This window comes from Alkalihalobacillus sp. CinArs1 (assembly GCF_947387515.1).
Classification (GTDB): Bacteria; Bacillota; Bacilli; order Bacillales; family Guptibacillaceae; genus Guptibacillus.
The window spans coordinates 416,144-433,762 of the sequence record NZ_CANDOB010000001.1 but is presented as its reverse complement, the minus strand read 5'-3'; the positions used below and the strand labels follow the sequence as shown (position 1 = coordinate 433,762).

Here is a 17,619-nt window from a genome sequence, read left to right as displayed (position 1 = left end):
TCGTATGGACTAGAGTTCTATGTATAGAAAATAACAAACTAATGTGTCACTATATAATTATAAAAGATTTAAATATAGTGTAACAATTATTATATAGTATAACACTATTAATAGTTTTGTGTATCCTAAAAGTCAATTGGTTTTCAATAAAATTTAATGTTCAATCATTTATGCGTAATAAATGTAGGGGTAATATATTTCCTTATAAAAAAATTTGTTCAATAGAACTGTAAAAATCGTTCTGTTATACTTGGTTATACTACTTATGTTCAGAAAATTCAAATAAAATTACTGGAGGATAATCGATGAAATACAGTTTTGTTTCTCATTTGTACTGTCCAAAGTGTGGTAAGAACTATGACACAGAGGATCAAAATCAGCTATGTAAATGCGGATCGCCGTTACTTGTTGCGTATTACATGGAAGAGCTTAAGAAAGTGTTGCGTCCTGAGCACCTTAATGAACGTCGCCCTGATTTATGGCGTTATCATGAGCTACTTCCTGTCAAAAGGGAGGAGAACGTCGTATCACTAGGTGAAGGCATGAGTCCTATCATTAAGATGGATGTGGTAGGAAAAGACATGAACATTCCAAATCTTTATATGAAAGATGAAGGCCTTGTGCCAACCGGTTCGTTCAAGGCAAGGGGGGCAGCGGTGGGTGTCTCAAAAGCAAAAGAAGTGGGTGTGACGGAGCTTGCGATGCCAACGAACGGAAACGCTGGGGCAGCCTGGTCGCTTTACTGTGCAAGAGCAGGTATATCATCTACGATCGTCATGCCAGTTGATGCGCCGGAAGTAACAAAAAAGGAGTGCCTTGCGGCGGGTGCGAACCTTTTTCTTGTCGATGGACTGATCGGTGATGCTGGGAAAATCGTTGCGAACGCTGTGAAAGAGTATGGAATGTTCGATGCTTCAACCCTTAAGGAGCCGTATCGGATAGAAGGGAAAAAAACGATGGGGCTCGAGATTGCTGAGCAGTTTCATTGGGAAGTGCCGGATGTCATTCTTTATCCTACAGGTGGCGGTGTGGGGTTGATCGGTATATACAAGGCGCTTAGGGAGTTGCAAGAGCTAGGGTGGATCGATGAAATGAAAATGCCGAGACTCGTCGCTGTTCAAAGCGAAGGGTGTGCTCCAATCGTGAAAGCCTGGGAGGAAGGACAATCTTATGCAGAACCGTGGCAGGATGCCTCAACGATAGCATTTGGAATTAACGTTGCGAAAGCGCTAGGAGATTTTCTAATTCTTGATGCGATTAGACAGACGGAAGGGTGTGCGATATCGGTTAGTGAAGATTCTATCATGAGTGAGTTGAGGACGGTTTCATCTTTTGAGGGCGCATTCGTATGTCCTGAAGGTGCGGCGGCGTTCGCAGCAGCGAGAGCCCTTCGTGAGCAAAATTGGATTAAGGAGAATGAAAAGGTTGTTATACTGAATACAGGAGCTGGAATTAAATATCCTAATACGATTCAAGGAGATAGTAATGTGTTGCATCCAGAAGAGGCCTTAGTAATGGACAAGGATGTATCTCGTTAAAAGCTATCTCATTTTTACAAGCGGCACTTCAAAAATCATACATAACATTGCGATAAAAACGAAGGAAAGCACCCAAGTGAAAATCGGGTGACGCTGGTGCAGCGGGATAAAGGTAAACGTCGTCACGTTAAACAAAATCGACCACCATAATGACCAATCGTTATTGTATACAATATAATCTACCTGTAGAACGATCGCTTCAAGACCTGAGAAGATGCCCACCCACACGAGAAAACGGATCAATCGCTTTTTGAAGGAAGTTGGGTAGTTTGTTAAATAAATTAGGACGACAACAGGAAACTGAGTGAAAATGATCCAGAAATCAAGAAGTGTGTGATTAGGAAAAACACCCGTCACATCTTCCCACTCCCATGTCGGGTACTCGTATGTAATGACGTTATAAAGCACCGCATTGATGACCATATAAAGCATTGTTGGGTAGTACCGCTGCCAGTTCTTCCAGTCTCCGTAGCGGATGGAAGCTAGAAGAAAGAGTGCTGAAACAAAAATTGATATCATGATCTTCGCCTCTTAAACTCGTCGTTGCTTTTAGTATGCTCGAAAATAGAATCGATAGTAAATTATTTACAAATAAGCTTCGTGCAAAACTGGCTGATCATCGGATAGGTATTTAAGGATTTGGAGTATTACGATTTGTATTGAAATAGCTCGGGGCACCCTTCTACAACAGGGTGCCCCTCATAAAAATATTTTTGCTCTTACTCCAAAAGGAAACCCTTTTTACGCAATGCGTTACAAACAGCTTCAATTTGTGCTTCGGAATTTGCTTCGATCGTGTGAAGGTGGATACCTGAAGTTAGTTCAGAAAGTAAAGAAGCATTTGTAGCAGATAATCTTGCGATGAATTGATCAGCCTCAAGTCGATTGCTTACAAACAGTGAAGCCTGTAAATCCCCATATAAAGGGTGTTCAACCGTTACGTCCTTAACCGTACCGCCATTATCTACGATTGTATAGAGTTCTTCTTTCGTTTCTTCATGAGAATGTTTGCATGCTACAATACGTTTTGTTCGTTCGTTTTGTTTATTGTTTTCAAACATCACATAGCCTTGTGATGTTGCTATGATCGGTTCATTTCTAGCTTTTAAAAGGGATATATCCTGAACGATTACTTGACGACTCACATTTGTCTTTTGTGATAAATCGCTCCCAGTAAGCGGTCGATCAGCCTCTTGTAACCACTTTTTAATCAGTGAGCGCCTATCTTCTCCTAATATCTTTTCTCCATCTTTTGGCAAAACGAATACCCCTTTCTATCTAGTTCACCTTTATTATAGCTTCCACCATCATTAACTTGAATAAAAAATTGATGATACTATTATAGATAACTTATTTCGAAGAGGAAAGTGCTTATTTTTTTATACACGATACATATGAAAAGCCCTCACGGCATATTTATGTCATGACCTATGCCTAAAAAAAAGGTAGCAATCTGCCTAGTAGTGCATACACTGTACTGAATTTCAATGTACTGACTTTGTACAGGAGGGAGTTTTCATTTTGAAAATACATGTCGTTCAAAAAGGCGATACGTTATGGAAGATCGCTAAGAAATACGGCGTAAATTTTGAAGAGCTAAAAGCTGTAAATACGCAGCTGAACAATCCTGATATGATTATGCCAGGTATGAAAATTAAAATACCTTCAGGAACAGTTCCTGTTAAAAAGAAAGAAATGCAAATGAAGAAAAAAGAGATGTTCAAGAAGAAAGAAGCACCTAAACAGGTGAAACCAAAAGAAAAACCATCTATTAATATGCCGATCAATAATGAATTAAATATGGGTCTTAATATGAATATCATGCCTGAGAAAGAAAAACCTAAACAAGTAAAGCCTGAAATGAAGAAACCGGAAGCGAAAAAACCAGAAGCGAAAAAGCCTGCAGCAAAGCCTGAGAAAAAAGCAAATGAAAAGGCAGCAAAGGGAAAAGCTGAGAACTTATTTTATCCAATGAGTGACGAAGAAGTGTTGAGTGAATTTGAATCTTCCTCAGGAATGGGGATGCCTGCACCTCCAAATGCCAACCTCGGAAATGTAGCAGGTGCTCAAAAGGGTAATGGAGGCTATCCAGGATCCGTAGCCGGAGCACAAATGGGGCAAGGGAACCAGGGCTATCCGAATTCAGTGGCAGGAGCGTATATGAATCATGGAAATCAAGGTTATCCGGGATCCGTAGCTGGAGCACAAATGGGGCAAGGGAACCAGGGCTATCCGAATTCAGTGGCTGGCGCATATATGAATCACGGAAATCAAGGTTATCCGGGATCCGTAGCCGGAGCACAAATGGGTCATGGAAACGAAGGTTATCCGGGATCTGTGGCAGGAGCGTATATGAATCACGGGAATCAAGGCTATCCGGGAAATGTAGCTGGAGCACAGATGGGTCATGGAAACCAGGGTTATCCAGGATCAGTGGCAGGAGCGCATATGAATCACGGGAATCAAGGCTATCCAGGGTCCGTAGCTGGAGCTCAAAAAGGGAACTATTATGACGACATGGAAAGTGATGGTTCAGACGTCGCAGGGGCATATGAGGGCAATAACGGTTACCCAGGCTCAGTGGCTGGCGCATATCAAGGGAATAATGGGTATCCAGTAGCCGGAGCGCACATGGGCAATAATGGCTATCCAGGCTCTGTAGCTGGAGCGCATTCACCTAATCAGCAATTGGCAGGAGCTTATGGAAACAACGGTTACCCTGGTTCTGTAGCTGGTGCGCATATGGGTAGCAATAAAGAAAATTACTCCGGAGACATGGAAAGTAGTAACGGAATGGATGTAGCAGGAGCAGGAGCTTATGGAAACAATGGCTATCCAGGCTCAGTAGGAGGTGCTTACGGAAACAACGGTTATCCAGGAGCGGTAGCTGGTGCACACCAAGGTCCGAATGCGAATATGCCTGGTTATCCTTCCGTAGCGGGAGCACAGATGGGGAACCAGGGCTATCCAGGATCTGTTGCAGGGGCGTATAACTCTGGCAATCACCAATATCCAGGAGCAGTAGCTGGGGCGCAATCTCCATATGCTAATAAAGCGAATGAAGAATATCCAGAAGCAGTTATGGGCGCACAAGGAGGATATCCTAATCAAAACGTAGCTGGAATGATGTCCCCTTATCCAAATCAACCGATGGTTTCCCCTTATCAACAGCATGACTGTGGGTGCGGATCCCAGGTTTCTCCATACCAGCAAATGCCTTACGCAAACCCTTACTATGGGAACGCGAACATGGTGCAAGGAGCAAACAAAGCACCCATGATGGATTATATGGATATGGAAAGTAGCTATGCTGAGTCACGATAATCATCACGAGGAGCGTATCCTGCAAGGGATACGTCCTTTTTTTCATTCGATAACCTGTGTTAAATCAAATGTTTGCCGTGGTATAACTCATAATGGAAAGAATGTCTTCATAAAAGGAGCTAAAAGATATCAAACTGTATTGAAGCAGGTTTTGCTTTCACAAAAGTGTCCATTTTCGTTTATGAAAATTGTTCCTTTTGAGGATGGTGAATGGATAAAAGCTAGCGAGGGTCTGTATTGGATTTGTACGTTAGCTGAAGATGGAAACAGCCTTGATTATTCAAGAGTTGAGGAAAGAAAGCTTGCTGTTGAAAAGCTCAATCACTTTCACACAGAATCATATGGTTTAAGGGGAGACGGTTTATTTCTCGTTTCTTTGAAGAGAAAATGGATGAACAGATTGATGAAGTTTGAAGAAAGTGTACAAGGTGAAAATAAACTGATTAAGCTCTATACGAACATTGGACATCACGTTCTTGAAGAAATGGATGACGAATTGACTAACTTAGAGCATAAGGCGTTTGAAGAGGGCTGCATCGTTCATGGAGATCCTGCACATCATAATTTTATCTATAATCGAACGAAATTGATGCTGATCGACGGTGACCTCGTATCATACGCACCTAGAGAATACGATTATTTGCAATTGATGATTAGAATGCTTCCATTTAGCGAGTGGTCTCTTGATGAGTGGTTTTCTTTTAACATCCCTAGTATCGAAAATATCTTGAACAACCCAACTTATACAAAACTGCTCGCTTTTCCTGCAGATTTTTATCGTGAGTGGCTTATCGATCCTGAAGGAAGAGATGAACTTCTACGAAAAACACTCGTTGAACATGATAAGAGATATCCAGCTATGCTACGCCTTTTGAGTTAGTCCCTTTCTTGCCAAGACATAACAGATTAATTTGGAACACCTCCTGCCATGCTAATAATGAAAGGAGGTATTTCATATGAAAAAAACAGTAGTGACACTCTCCACATTGATGCTTGCTGGAGGTCTAATAGGGTGTACAGCAGATAACGAAGCTATGGACACGCGCTATAACGATTCGGGTCGACCAATCGGTTATTATACGAGTGAAGATAATAATAACGATTATCGAGAAGGCGCATTTACAGATATGATTGACAGAGATTATGCCAATGGTGTAAAAGCTCCCGATGAGAAGCAGATCGATAAGCGTCATGGTATGAATGGTCCTGGGTATATGCGTAACGGCGAGGATTATTCTGGATATGATAACAATCTTTCGCAGAGACTCTCAGATCGCATCGAAAAGCTTAAGACTGTTGAAGATGCACGTGTCATCGTGTATGGAGATCAAATCATGATCGGTGTTGAAACGAACAGAGACGACCGAGAAGCTGTTAAAGATCAAGTTCGTAGTGAAGTAGCAAAGCTCGCGAAACAAAAAAATGTTTCGATCTCGACTGATAAAGACGTTGTAAACAGAATGGGCCGTGTTGATGATCGCCTCGAAAATGGCGATGGGTTCGAAGAAGTTCAAGCAGATGTGAATGGCATTTTAAATGACATTTCGAGTGCAGTTCAACGTCCGTTTCAAAACAATAGATAATATAAGAAGAACAGGGTTCTCCCTGTTCTTTTTGTATGGTTCCGTTTAGTTTATCCACCTGATTTCATGTGTTATAGTATATGGACGAAATCAGGTGGAAGGGGATATTGACGATGGCAGGACATTCGAAGTGGAAAAATATACAACGAAGAAAAAATGCTCAGGATGCAAAACGTGGTAAAGTATTTATGAAGCTTGCGAAAGAGATTTTTGTTGCAGCCAAACAAGGTGGTGGGGACCCTGAGACAAACCCAGCCCTTCGATTAGCTGTTGATAAAGCAAAATCCTCGAACATGCCAAATGACAATATCGATCGTGCGATAAAAAAGGCTACTGGCGATTTAGATGGTGTTAATTATGAAGAGATCGTCTATGAAGGGTACGGTCCTGGCGGTGCTGCTGTAATGGTCGAACTCTTAACAGACAATAAAAATCGAACAGCTGCAGAAATTCGTCATGCGTTTAGTAAGAACAAAGGCAACATGGGCGAGAACGGATGCGTAGCTTTTTTATTCGATCGTAAAGGACTGTTTGTTATCGATCGAGCTGAAAATGATGCAGATGCTGATGAGTTGATGTTAGAAGTAATCGATGCAGGAGCAGAGGAAATGGAGACCCATGAAGATTCATTCGAAATCTATACGGATGCACAGGAATATCAAGCAGTAAAGGAAGAGCTTGAGAAGAGAAATATTATCTTTTCGTCTGCAGAAATTACGATGATTCCTCAAACATACGCTCCTCTTGGGGAAGAAGATGGAGTCGATATGTTAAAACTGATCGACATGCTCGAGGATAATGACGATGTTCAAGAGGTATATCATAATGCTGAGATAAGTGACGAGGTATATGAGAAGTTTTGAAGAGCTACATGGTGATGTAGTTCTTTTTTTGTACATATTATCTTCACTGCTGGGCACGCTAACAGAATCTAAAAGAAAGGTGCTAAAAATTGTGAAAAACCTATTCGGCTTTTTAGTAGTGCTTATTCTGATTATGGGTTCTTTGCCAGCACATGTACTGGCGGTTGAAAATGCCCAGAGTGAGCGTGAATTTGATGAAAAGCATTATCATATGGATGGACCTATGGTTATTGAAGTAATCCTAAGAACTAACTATGCAGATGGAGTTTCCACGGAGCAATCCATTCAAAAAACCGTCTGGTCTATGGAAGATTTCTGGAGTGAGTATGCGGGATGGCAGCTTGTTAACCAAGATCACGGTAAAATGGTCTTTGAACGCAAAATTGAAGATATTTCCCCGGCTATGAAGGAGAATGGTCATTTCGGACTTACAGATGATGGCGTTCTCACGATTTTTGAAGGAAAGCCAGATGAACAGAAAGTCATACAAACGTTCTTTCAAATCGACGTTGGTAAAGTAGAAAGCTCCAGACTTAAAGAGCTTGCTGAAGGTATTCCGATAGAGTCCTGGTATAACTTTGAAGACATGCTCCATACGTTTTATAAAATAAAGAAGTCACAACCTGTCCGTTAGGATGGGTTGTTTGATTTTTAGAGTAAAATGTGAGACTCGCAGAAACTCCGATAATTCTCTCTTTCAACAGAACGCAAGTGTTCTATTTCAAGAGTTCCAATATCTCCGTTTCTAAACGCTCACCTACACTTTTCATGCCTAAACGCCCTCTTCCGCTTTTCGTGTGATCCAGCTGCAGAGGGCAGGCTCTCGATCGCTTCACCTTATCAATTGAACACAAAGGGCGTGTTCATTTGATAAGGCTCCAGCGCTTGTCGAGCCTAATCGCCCTCTTCCGCTTTTCGTATGATCCAGCTGCAGAGGCCAAATACTCCGGTAGTTTCGAAATGTAGATTGAGACAAAAAGCGTCTCATTCTACATTCCTCCAACTCCTGCGTATTTAAACGGCCTCTTCCGCTTTTCTTATAATATGATAAAATAAAAAGATATAGAAATGCATGTTCGTATGCGATGGGGAGAGAGTTTTTTGATTGAGTATATTAAAGGTAATGTTGAATATATAGATACTGAGTATATTGTTATCGAATCGAATTCGATTGGGTATAAAGTTTTTTGTGGAAATCCTTTTACGTTTCAGAGGTATAGGGGGCAGTCTATTCAGATTTTCACGCATCATTATGTGAGGGAGGATCTGATTGCGCTTTATGGTTTTCCGACGAGAGAAGAGCGTCTTTTGTTTGAGAAGCTTTTGAATGTTTCAGGTATCGGTCCTAAGGGAGCGCTTGCGATTTTAGCTACAGGTGAGCCTGATAAAGTAGTTAGTGCGATCGAGTTAGAGGATGAGAAGTTCTTGACGAAGTTTCCAGGTGTCGGGAAGAAAACAGCTCGTCAGATCATACTTGATCTGAAAGGAAAATTAAAAGGATTCGGTGAGCCGCAGGAAGGTCTTTTCGCTGTGGAAGAGACAGAAGAAGATGGTACGCATGAACTTGAAGAAGCCATCGAAGCTTTGAAGGCACTTGGCTATGCTGAACGAGAAATTAAGAAAATAAAGCCTGGGCTTCAGGAAGAAGTGCTTTCGACAGATCAATATATTAAAAAAGCGCTTCAGCTTATGCTGAATCGTTAAGGAGGGGTCATAGTGGAAGAACGCATTCTATCAGGTGAGCAGGTCGGTGATGACTCATCCGTAGAATATAGCCTCCGTCCGCAGCGATTAAGTCAGTACATAGGTCAGGAGAAGGTGAAGCGTAATCTAGAGGTGTTTATTGAAGCGGCGAAAATGCGCGAGGAGCCACTAGATCACGTATTGTTATATGGTCCACCAGGACTTGGGAAGACGACTCTTTCTGCAATCATAGCAACTGAAATGGAAGTGAATCTCCGGACGACGTCTGGTCCAGCGATTGAGCGACCAGGAGATCTTGCTGCCATTTTAACGGCACTTGAACCTGGAGACGTTCTTTTTATCGATGAGATTCATCGCTTGCCGCGAAGTGTTGAAGAAGTACTGTACCCTGCTATGGAGGATTATTGTCTTGATATTGTTATAGGAAAGGGTGAGACTGCAAGATCGGTGCGTCTTGATCTCCCGCCTTTCACATTAGTTGGGGCAACGACGAGAGCTGGACTCTTAACTGCCCCTCTTCGTGACAGATTTGGAGTACTCAGTAGATTGGAGTACTATCAAGAGGATGAATTGCAAACAATACTCATGCGTACTGCTGATATCTTTGAAGTTGAGATGGATGAGGAAGCAGCTGTAGAGCTCGCTAGAAGATCACGCGGTACTCCTCGTATCGCCAATCGTCTTTTGAAGCGGGTAAGAGACTTTGCCCAAGTAAAAGGAGATGGAGTTATCTCGCTTTCCCTTTCTACTCAAGCATTAGAGATGATGCAGGTCGATCCTCTAGGACTTGATCATATCGATCATAAGCTTCTACTGGCTATCATTGAAAAATTCCGGGGTGGACCTGTTGGTGTCGATACGATCGCTGCTACGATCGGAGAAGAAAGTCATACGATCGAAGACGTTTACGAGCCGTATCTAATGCAGATCGGTTTCTTGCAGCGTACGCCAAGGGGACGCATGGTCACGCATCGCGTATATGACCATTTTGGGTTGAAGGAGCCTGAATAACATGGAGATTTCAAAGCTTTTTATTACGCTAGGAATCGTCTTTCTTGTTATTGGAGTGCTATGGTCATTCATTGGAAAGATGCCAGGCGATATCGTGATTAAGAAAGGAAATACAACGTTTTTCTTTCCGATCGTCACGTCGATTGTCGTGAGTGTCTTGCTTTCGCTTCTCTTTTTTATAATCGGCAGATTTCGATAATGGATGAAGCTATGGTAAGATCGATTGGTGGAATAGATATTTTTGAAGAACAGTGGTGAAATAAATGGACGTTAAAGATTTTGATTTTGAACTCCCTGAACATCTTATCGCTCAGACTCCATTGAAAGAGCGTGCTAAATCACGTTTGATGGTGCTTGATCCTGCAGCTGAAAAGATGGCCCACCGTGAGTTTTTAAATCTAGAAGAATATATTAAGCCAGGTGACTGTCTAGTATTAAACGATACGAGAGTTATGCCTGCAAGGTTATATGGTATGAAGGAAGAGACAGGAGCTAAGATGGAAGTTCTTCTTCTAAAGCAAATTGAAGGAGACCGATGGGAAACACTTGTAAAGCCTGCAAAGAGGGTGAAGCTTGGAACAAAGCTTACGTTTGGTGATGGCAGGTTAACGGCTGAGTGCGTGGAAACATTGGAGCACGGAGGACGTGTATTCGAATTCGATTATGATGGTGTTTTCTATGAAGTGTTAGACCAGCTTGGCGAAATGCCGCTTCCGCCGTATATTACAGAAACATTGGATGACCAGGATCGCTACCAAACTGTTTTTGCCAAGCATCGTGGTTCCGCCGCAGCTCCTACTGCCGGCCTTCATTTTACTGAAGAGATGTTATCGATGCTTGAAGAGAAGGGTGTTCACATTGCCTTTCTAACGCTTCATGTTGGGTTAGGTACGTTCCGACCGGTCTCTGTTGATAATATTTATGAGCATGAAATGCACGGTGAGTTTTATCAACTAACAAAAGGAACGGCCGATCTATTGAACCGAGTGAAAGAGCAAGGCGGTCGTATCATTTCTGTTGGAACAACTTCGACTAGAACGCTTGAAACAGTTGCTTCTAATCATAACGGTGTATTTGAGGAATCTTCTGGATGGACGGATATCTTCATTTATCCAGGGTATGAATTCAAAGCCATCGATGGATTGATCACAAACTTTCATCTGCCGCAATCCACGTTGATCATGCTCGTCAGCGCACTTGCAGGAAGACAGTTTGTTTTGTCTGCTTATAAAGAAGCGGTCGAAGAACAGTACCGTTTCTTTAGTTTCGGTGACGCCATGCTGATTTTGGAAGGGAGTTTGAAAGAATGACGGAACCAATCCGCTACGAATTAATAAAAACATGTAAACAAAGTGGTGCCCGCTTAGGGAAGCTCCACACACCTCATGGAACGTTTGAAACACCGATGTTTATGCCAGTCGGCACACTTGCGACTGTTAAAACAATGAGTCCTGAAGAATTAAAAGAAATGGGCGCTGGGGTTATTTTGAGCAATACATATCACCTTTGGCTACGCCCAGGACATGATATTGTGAAAGAAGCTGGTGGTCTGCATAAGTTTATGAATTGGGACGGACCGATTCTTACCGATTCAGGTGGCTTCCAAGTGTTCAGTTTAAGCGATCTAAGACAGATTGAAGAAAAAGGCGTTCATTTTAGAAATCATCTTAGCGGTGAAAAGCTTTTCCTTTCCCCAGAAGGAGCGATGGAGATTCAAAACGCGCTAGGATCTGATATCATGATGGCTTTTGATGAATGCCCTCCATATCCTGCTGAATATGACTATATGAAGAGCTCTGTAGAACGGACAAGCCGTTGGGCAGAAAGATGTATCGCTGCTCATCAAAGAAAAGATGTTCAGGGCTTATTCGGTATCGTTCAAGGTGGAGAATACGAGGATCTTCGAAAGCAAAGTGCAGAAGACCTTGTGTCACTCGACTTCCCAGGCTATGCGGTCGGAGGTTTATCTGTTGGTGAACCGAAGGATGTCATGAATAGAGTGCTTGATTTTACGACGCCTCATTTGCCAAACAATAAGCCAAGATACTTAATGGGTGTTGGTTCTCCCGACTCCTTGATTGATGGAGCGATCAGAGGAATCGATATGTTTGACTGTGTGCTGCCAACTCGTATTGCGAGGAATGGTACATTGATGACGAGCAACGGTCGTCTCGTAGTCCGAAATGCTAAGTATGCTAGAGATTTCCGTCCTCTAGATGAGAATTGCGACTGTAATGTTTGCAGGAACTACTCTAGAGCGTATATTCGCCATCTCATAAAGGCGAATGAAACGTTTGGCTTCCGATTAACGACTTACCATAATCTTTATTTTCTGTTAAACTTGATGAAGCAAGTTAGGCAGGCGATTATGGATGACCGTCTCCTAGACTTTAAGGATGAGTTTTTTGAACAGTACGGATTTAACTTGCCTGGTGCAAAAAACTTTTAATCCATAGATTGCATCATTGCTAGAAAGGGGTGAAATGTTTTGGGATCAACTTTAACGAATTTAATTCCGCTAATTTTGATGTTTGCAATTTTCTATTTCCTATTAATTCGTCCTCAACAGAAGAGACAGAAGAAGACTAGAGAAATGCAAGCGAGCCTTGAAAGAGGGCAAAAGGTTATTACGATCGGTGGTATGCATGGAATCATCGATGCAATGGATGAAGGTACGATTACAATCCGCACTACTGATGGAACAAAGGTAGTCTTTGATCGTGCAGCCGTACGTGAGGCCATTACTGAATAATAGCATCAAAAAATAGCGTCCCATTGTGGACGCTATTTTTTTTACGATTGTGCCCGGCTGCCCCGCACGTTTACTCCAATGATCCCACCGAGGGTACATACACCGAGATAGCCTGCATGAAAGACGAGTTGTTCTGTGTCCATTGTCGATCGATATCCTAGATACTGAACAAGAAATAATAGCACCATATACATAAGTGCGGTTCCTAGACCAAGCATCCACCCACGCTCTCCGCCTTTTCCTCCTGAAATAAAACCTCCGATAAAGAATGCAATGACTGTTGCTGTAATCACGATAGGAGCGATGCCTTGTTCGGATACTGAAGTAAAACGAAGAATAAGAGAAAGCAGTACGCTTGTTGCGAGAACCATCGTTACAATTGTGATCATCCCTGATCCCATCGCGCTGAATGCGTGTTTTGACCTCATGATAATCCCCCTTTTTTATATGAATGGTTTGTACATTCTATTCACACGTTCTTCATTTAGAAGTCAATCATGATTTAGGACAGCCCGTCATACGATTATAGAAAGTAGCTAGGAAAGGGGCAGCAGGGATTGGATATGAGTGTAGCACTGATTATTTTTGTTCTTGCTTATATAGGGATCATCACTGAGAAAATAAACAGAGCCCTGGTTGCCTGCGGAGGCGGATTGTTGATGCTCCTAGCAGGGATATCAACGGCTGATGAAGCATTTATGAAGCATATAGATTGGAATACGATCGCGCTTTTATTCTCGATGATGATTCTCGTTTCGATCACAAGCCAAAATGGAATTTTCGAATACATTGCGATTCAAATGGCTCAAAAGGTAAAGGGTCATCCTCTCCCACTATTAGCAGTTGTAGGGATTTTAACTGCAGTTGGTTCAGCGCTTCTCGATAACGTAACAACAGTTCTTCTGCTCGTTCCAATTATTTTAACGCTTACACGAATATTGAAAGTAACCTCTATGCCATTTTTGATCACAGTCATACTTTCCTCAAACATAGGAGGAACTGCTACATTGATCGGTGATCCGCCGAACATCATGATCGGTCAGGCTGTAAAACATCTAGATTTCAATGATTTTCTCTTTAACCTCGCTCCTATCGTAGGAGTCATCTACGTAGTCATTATTTCTGGTCTTTTGCTTTTCTACAAAAAGCGGCTTGTCGTTGATGAGGCTCACCGTAAAGCATTAATGAAGGTGAACCCTGAGGATTACTTGAAAAAAGGACCACTGCTTGTAAAATCTTGTGTCGTACTAATCATGACCATTGTGGGATTTTTGCTTCATCCGATCCTTCACACAGACCTTACGAACATTGCAATGGCTGGAGCAGTACTACTCCTTCTCATTACTCAAAATGACCATAAGGTAGAAGAAGTATTTTCATCGATCGAATGGGTCACTCTGTTTTTTTTTATTGGGTTGTTCATTCTCATCGGTGGGTTAGAAGAAGTAGGTATCATTGATGAAATTGCGAGAGCCATCTTGCTTTATACAGAAGGTGACATGCCGAAGACATCGATCATCATTTTATGGGGATCGGGAATCTTATCTGCATTTCTCGATAATATCCCATTTGTAGCAGCGATGATTCCCGTCATAACAGAGTTCTCTGGATATGGGATGACGAATCTAGATCCGCTCTGGTGGTCGCTTGCACTTGGTTCTTGTCTTGGCGGGAATGGTACGTTGATTGGTGCTTCAGCGAATGTTGTGGTTGCGGGACTTGCAATGAAAGAAAACCATGAGATCAAGTTTGTACACTTTTTATTGATAGGCCTTCCAGTTGTGGTTGTGTCACTACTCATTTCAACTGTTTACATTTATTTCAGATACTTACTTCCCTTTTACTAAAGGGGAGTTTTTTTTTGTTTCCATTACCTTCCTTTATGTCGTGTGGATCCACTGGTCACACTAAGTATAAGAAAGTGAAAGGAGGCGATCTATGATGGAGTATTCAACGATGATCCTTAGAACACTGGTTTTGTATTTTGTTATCATACTCGTTTTTAGGATAATGGGTAAGCGAGAAATCGGCCAACTGAGTGTTCTAGATTTTGTGATCTCCATCATGATCGCTGAGCTTGCTGTGATGTCGATAGAGGATCCGAGTACGCCTATGATCAGTACTTTCATTCCAATCAGTGTGTTAGTTATTATTCAATTGATTATGGCACTTGTTTCTTTAAAGAGTGAAAAGATACGAGAGATTGTAGATGGAAAGCCTACGGTTCTAATCGAAAAGGGGAAGATCGATGAGCATGAAATGAAGAAGCAGCGCTATAATTTTGACGATCTCCTCGTCCAGCTTAGAGAAAATAATATTAGTTCCGTATCAGATGTTGAATTTGCCATTTTAGAACCGACTGGAAAACTCTCAGTTATCAAAAAAGACCAACAGGACACTGGTGATGAGGACTCATTCAGTTCGCTTCTGCCACTCCCTTTAATACTTGATGGAAAGATTCAGGGCGAGCATCTAGAGCGTTTAGGGAAGACGGAATTATGGCTTCGTCAGGAGTTGAGGAAAGTAGGTCAGAGGAATCTAAAAGAAATTTCGTTTTGTTCTCTTCATAAGAACGGAAATTTTTTTATCGATATGAAAAACGAGAAAAAGTAACCACAGAGGTTACTTTTTTATTTGGAGGTTTGATATCATTTGTAAGTGGCAGGGGTGTTAATGAACGTATTTTCCTATGATTGGCAGACGTCTAAGGTCATTTCTGTTGATAAGACCTAGTAGTAATAATAACAGGGCGTAAACAATCGTTGTAGAAATGATCGCAAAGATCGATCCAGGTATATCTGAAGGGGCATCGATCAACACTTTGTAGAAGAGGTGACCTGCATAACTTGCAAGAATGATGCTCGCGACGCCTTTCAAAACATCACTGACAACAATTGAAAACCCGATTGCTTTTACAAGTGTTGCAAAATGAAGAAGCGTTACGAGTAAAATTCCGATTACAATCCCAAGTGCAGCACCCATTATTCCTAGTTCCGGTCTGCTTGCTAAGAAGAAGATAGCAGCTAATTTCACCGCAGCACCGATAAAACTGTTAATCATAGCAGCCTTGGCTAAATCAAGTGCTTGTAATGCGGCAGCGAGTGGTCCTTGAAAATAGAAAAAGAAGAAGAATGGCGCCATCACTTGTACATAGATCGCAACGTGTGGGGCATCGTACATAATTTCAAGTAGTGGTTTCGCAAAGATATACATAATAACGACTGATAGCCCTCCTGCGACCATCGAGAGCCGTATCGCCTGACTTAAGCGGTGCTGAATTTGCTTATATTGTTTCTGAGCGTAGGCTTCACTGATGGCAGGGACTAGGGAGACTTGTAGAGAGAACGTTATAAAAGTCGGAAGAAAGAGGAGTGGAATGGCGAGCCCTGCTAAGTTTCCGTATTGTCTTGTAGCGATTGTTGTTGCTAAACCGGCTATTGCAAGACTGCGCACTACGATGATCGGTTCAAAGAAATATGAGAGAGATCCTATGAGCTGACTGCCTGTTGTCGGAAGAGAAATGGCCATGAGGTCCTTGAATGTTTTTCTTCCACCTTTCAAGTAGGAAAAGAAATTATTTCTTATTTTGATCCTCTTCTTCATCTTAAACATGGAGAACATATAGAGAAGTGACGCTAGTTCCCCTAAAACGACTGAGATCATCGCACCTGCAGCAGCAAACTCAACACCATAAGGCAAGAATGCCCCGGTAAGTATGGCGACTAAACAGATTCGAACGATTTGTTCGATCACTTGCGAGTATGCTGAAGGACGCATGTTTTGTAAGCCCTGGAAATAGCCACGAAGCACAGATGACATCGCAACGATCGAAACGACTGGTGCGATCGCAATCAGTGGATAGAATGTACGTTCATCTGTGAAGAATACCTTTGATAGAACAGGTGCGGCTAGTACCATAATCGTGGTGAACACGATACTTAATACGGCAGTTACAGATAAAGATACGATTAAGATGCGCTTGATCTTTTGCCTGTCACCTTCCGCATCTGCTTCTGCTACCATTTTCGAAATGGCTACAGGGAGTCCAAGTCTTGTTAGAGTAATCGTGAGGATGAGGGTAGGAACCGCCATCATGTATAATCCTACTCCTTCATCCCCCATGACTCTATACATAACAATACGATTGATGAACCCGAGAATCTTGGTGATCAACCCGGCGAATATGAGTAAAAGTGTGCCTCGTAAAAAGGTTTGCTTCGACATAAGTAAACCTACTTTCCATGCTTAGTATCCTTGCGAAATTATAGAAAAGCCTAGATATTTTTTATCACTATGTATATGCTTAGTAGGGGACAAAGCATGACAGGCATATGGGAGTGTTTTAATGAAAGACGAAATTAAACAATTTGTAGTAGAGAACCTCGATTTCCTTCCTCAAGAAGCGATCGTGGTAGTGGTTTCTGCCCTTCCAATCCTTGAACTTAGAGGCGGAATACCACTGGCGTATACATTTGATATCCCGTTCTGGGAAGCGTTTTTTCTCAGCTTATTCGGGAATGCATTGCCAATCATTCCGCTACTACTTTTATTCAAGCCGCTCAGTAATTGGTTGATGAGGTTTGGATGGTACAAGCGATTTTATGAGTGGTTATATCAACGTACGTTAAATAAGAGTAAAAATGTTGAGAAATATGGAGCGATAGGACTTATTTTATTTACTGCCGTACCTTTGCCTACTACAGGTGCTTATAGTGCTTGTGTGGCGGCTTCTTTATTTGCGATACGGTTTAAATATGCTTTTATTTCAATCTTAACTGGTGTAATCATTGCTGGCCTCGGTGTAGGTGCAGCGATTTATTCAATTTTTTAATAGGAGAGGAGAC

19 protein-coding genes are annotated in these 17,619 nt (G+C 42.0%); 15 read left to right on the top strand and 4 right to left on the bottom strand.

What is annotated here, in order from left to right:
- The first annotated feature begins 305 nt into the window (after window positions 1-305).
- Complete coding sequence (locus tag PFZ69_RS02445) at window positions 306-1,538, top strand: threonine synthase (protein ID WP_270179436.1); 1,233 nt, start codon at window positions 306-308, stop codon at window positions 1,536-1,538.
- Window positions 1,539-1,541: 3 nt separating this feature from the next.
- Here the strand turns inward: PFZ69_RS02445 and PFZ69_RS02440 are convergent, their stop codons facing one another.
- Together PFZ69_RS02440 and PFZ69_RS02435 are read right to left on the bottom strand one after the other, a co-directional pair.
- Window positions 1,542-2,057: a CBO0543 family protein gene (locus tag PFZ69_RS02440; protein WP_270179435.1), complete on the bottom strand. Its 516-nt coding sequence runs from the start codon at window positions 2,055-2,057 to the stop codon at window positions 1,542-1,544.
- Window positions 2,058-2,257: 200 nt separating this feature from the next.
- The gene (locus PFZ69_RS02435; protein WP_270179434.1) at window positions 2,258-2,797 is read right to left on the bottom strand and encodes a transcription repressor NadR; all 540 of its coding nucleotides are present in this window, start codon (window positions 2,795-2,797) and stop codon (window positions 2,258-2,260) included.
- A gap of 262 nt (window positions 2,798-3,059) precedes the next feature.
- Between PFZ69_RS02435 and safA the strand changes: the two genes are divergently transcribed.
- The 11 genes from safA to yajC all read left to right on the top strand — a co-directional run bounded on the left by safA (window position 3,060) and on the right by yajC (window position 12,775).
- Window positions 3,060-4,862: a SafA/ExsA family spore coat assembly protein gene (gene safA, locus PFZ69_RS02430; RefSeq protein ID WP_270179433.1), complete on the top strand. Its 1,803-nt coding sequence runs from the start codon at window positions 3,060-3,062 to the stop codon at window positions 4,860-4,862.
- A 181-nt stretch (window positions 4,863-5,043) separates the two neighbouring features.
- Window positions 5,044-5,742: a hypothetical protein gene (locus tag PFZ69_RS02425; protein WP_270179432.1), complete on the top strand. Its 699-nt coding sequence runs from the start codon at window positions 5,044-5,046 to the stop codon at window positions 5,740-5,742.
- 76 nt (window positions 5,743-5,818) lie between these two features.
- Window positions 5,819-6,445, top strand: a complete 627-nt coding sequence (locus PFZ69_RS02420) for a YhcN/YlaJ family sporulation lipoprotein (RefSeq protein WP_270179431.1) — start codon at window positions 5,819-5,821, stop codon at window positions 6,443-6,445.
- Between the two features lie 113 nt (window positions 6,446-6,558).
- Window positions 6,559-7,308 carry a YebC/PmpR family DNA-binding transcriptional regulator gene (locus PFZ69_RS02415; RefSeq protein ID WP_270179430.1) on the top strand — a complete coding sequence of 250 codons (750 nt, stop codon included), beginning with the start codon at window positions 6,559-6,561 and terminating at the stop codon, window positions 7,306-7,308.
- Between the two features lie 91 nt (window positions 7,309-7,399).
- Complete coding sequence (locus tag PFZ69_RS02410) at window positions 7,400-7,942, top strand: BofC C-terminal domain-containing protein (protein WP_270179429.1); 543 nt, start codon at window positions 7,400-7,402, stop codon at window positions 7,940-7,942.
- A gap of 467 nt (window positions 7,943-8,409) precedes the next feature.
- Entirely contained in the window at window positions 8,410-9,012 is a 603-nt protein-coding gene (gene ruvA, locus PFZ69_RS02405) for a Holliday junction branch migration protein RuvA (protein WP_270179428.1), read from the top strand.
- Between the two features lie 12 nt (window positions 9,013-9,024).
- The gene (ruvB, locus tag PFZ69_RS02400; protein ID WP_270179427.1) at window positions 9,025-10,023 is read left to right on the top strand and encodes a Holliday junction branch migration DNA helicase RuvB; all 999 of its coding nucleotides are present in this window, start codon (window positions 9,025-9,027) and stop codon (window positions 10,021-10,023) included.
- A gap of 1 nt (window position 10,024) precedes the next feature.
- Window positions 10,025-10,222 carry a DUF2905 domain-containing protein gene (locus PFZ69_RS02395; protein WP_270179426.1) on the top strand — a complete coding sequence of 66 codons (198 nt, stop codon included), beginning with the start codon at window positions 10,025-10,027 and terminating at the stop codon, window positions 10,220-10,222.
- A 64-nt stretch (window positions 10,223-10,286) separates the two neighbouring features.
- The gene (gene queA / locus PFZ69_RS02390; protein ID WP_270179425.1) at window positions 10,287-11,333 is read left to right on the top strand and encodes a tRNA preQ1(34) S-adenosylmethionine ribosyltransferase-isomerase QueA; all 1,047 of its coding nucleotides are present in this window, start codon (window positions 10,287-10,289) and stop codon (window positions 11,331-11,333) included.
- Complete coding sequence (gene tgt / locus PFZ69_RS02385; RefSeq protein ID WP_270179424.1) at window positions 11,330-12,472, top strand: tRNA guanosine(34) transglycosylase Tgt; 1,143 nt, start codon at window positions 11,330-11,332, stop codon at window positions 12,470-12,472. The genes queA and tgt overlap by 4 nt, the downstream gene beginning before the upstream one ends.
- Window positions 12,473-12,511: 39 nt before the next feature.
- Window positions 12,512-12,775, top strand: a complete 264-nt coding sequence (yajC, locus tag PFZ69_RS02380) for a preprotein translocase subunit YajC (protein WP_270179423.1) — start codon at window positions 12,512-12,514, stop codon at window positions 12,773-12,775.
- A 41-nt stretch (window positions 12,776-12,816) separates the two neighbouring features.
- Here yajC and PFZ69_RS02375 read toward each other — a convergent pair whose 3' ends face one another.
- The gene (locus PFZ69_RS02375; RefSeq protein ID WP_270179422.1) at window positions 12,817-13,203 is read right to left on the bottom strand and encodes a TIGR04086 family membrane protein; all 387 of its coding nucleotides are present in this window, start codon (window positions 13,201-13,203) and stop codon (window positions 12,817-12,819) included.
- Between the two features lie 135 nt (window positions 13,204-13,338).
- Between PFZ69_RS02375 and PFZ69_RS02370 the strand changes: the two genes are divergently transcribed.
- Both PFZ69_RS02370 and PFZ69_RS02365 read left to right on the top strand, forming a co-directional pair.
- Window positions 13,339-14,622: an ArsB/NhaD family transporter gene (locus tag PFZ69_RS02370; protein WP_333489723.1), complete on the top strand. Its 1,284-nt coding sequence runs from the start codon at window positions 13,339-13,341 to the stop codon at window positions 14,620-14,622.
- A 94-nt stretch (window positions 14,623-14,716) separates the two neighbouring features.
- A complete protein-coding gene (locus PFZ69_RS02365; protein WP_270180599.1) occupies window positions 14,717-15,388 on the top strand; it encodes a DUF421 domain-containing protein in 672 nt (223 codons plus the stop codon).
- Between the two features lie 57 nt (window positions 15,389-15,445).
- Here PFZ69_RS02365 and spoVB read toward each other — a convergent pair whose 3' ends face one another.
- Window positions 15,446-16,999: a stage V sporulation protein B gene (spoVB, locus tag PFZ69_RS02360; protein WP_270179420.1), complete on the bottom strand. Its 1,554-nt coding sequence runs from the start codon at window positions 16,997-16,999 to the stop codon at window positions 15,446-15,448.
- Between the two features lie 121 nt (window positions 17,000-17,120).
- Between spoVB and PFZ69_RS02355 the strand changes: the two genes are divergently transcribed.
- A complete protein-coding gene (locus PFZ69_RS02355; protein WP_270179419.1) occupies window positions 17,121-17,606 on the top strand; it encodes a COG2426 family protein in 486 nt (161 codons plus the stop codon).
- Window positions 17,607-17,619: the final 13 nt, after the last annotated feature.

Bases quoted from the DNA above. Each gene is read 5' to 3' on its own strand.
- PFZ69_RS02375 (WP_270179422.1), bottom strand. From the start codon at position 13,203: ATGAGGTCAAAACACGCATTCAGCGCGATGGGATCAGGGATGATCACA.
- queA (WP_270179425.1), top strand. From the start codon at position 10,287: ATGGACGTTAAAGATTTTGATTTTGAACTCCCTGAACATCTTATCGCT.
- PFZ69_RS02420 (WP_270179431.1), top strand. From the start codon at position 5,819: ATGAAAAAAACAGTAGTGACACTCTCCACATTGATGCTTGCTGGAGGT.
- PFZ69_RS02445 (WP_270179436.1), top strand. From the start codon at position 306: ATGAAATACAGTTTTGTTTCTCATTTGTACTGTCCAAAGTGTGGTAAG.
- PFZ69_RS02425 (WP_270179432.1), top strand. From the start codon at position 5,044: ATGAAAATTGTTCCTTTTGAGGATGGTGAATGGATAAAAGCTAGCGAG.
- PFZ69_RS02440 (WP_270179435.1), bottom strand. From the start codon at position 2,057: ATGATATCAATTTTTGTTTCAGCACTCTTTCTTCTAGCTTCCATCCGC.
- PFZ69_RS02355 (WP_270179419.1), top strand. From the start codon at position 17,121: ATGAAAGACGAAATTAAACAATTTGTAGTAGAGAACCTCGATTTCCTT.
- PFZ69_RS02370 (WP_333489723.1), top strand. From the start codon at position 13,339: ATGAGTGTAGCACTGATTATTTTTGTTCTTGCTTATATAGGGATCATC.
- PFZ69_RS02395 (WP_270179426.1), top strand. From the start codon at position 10,025: ATGGAGATTTCAAAGCTTTTTATTACGCTAGGAATCGTCTTTCTTGTT.
- PFZ69_RS02365 (WP_270180599.1), top strand. From the start codon at position 14,717: ATGGAGTATTCAACGATGATCCTTAGAACACTGGTTTTGTATTTTGTT.
- tgt (WP_270179424.1), top strand. From the start codon at position 11,330: ATGACGGAACCAATCCGCTACGAATTAATAAAAACATGTAAACAAAGT.
- PFZ69_RS02415 (WP_270179430.1), top strand. From the start codon at position 6,559: ATGGCAGGACATTCGAAGTGGAAAAATATACAACGAAGAAAAAATGCT.
- spoVB (WP_270179420.1), bottom strand. From the start codon at position 16,999: ATGTCGAAGCAAACCTTTTTACGAGGCACACTTTTACTCATATTCGCC.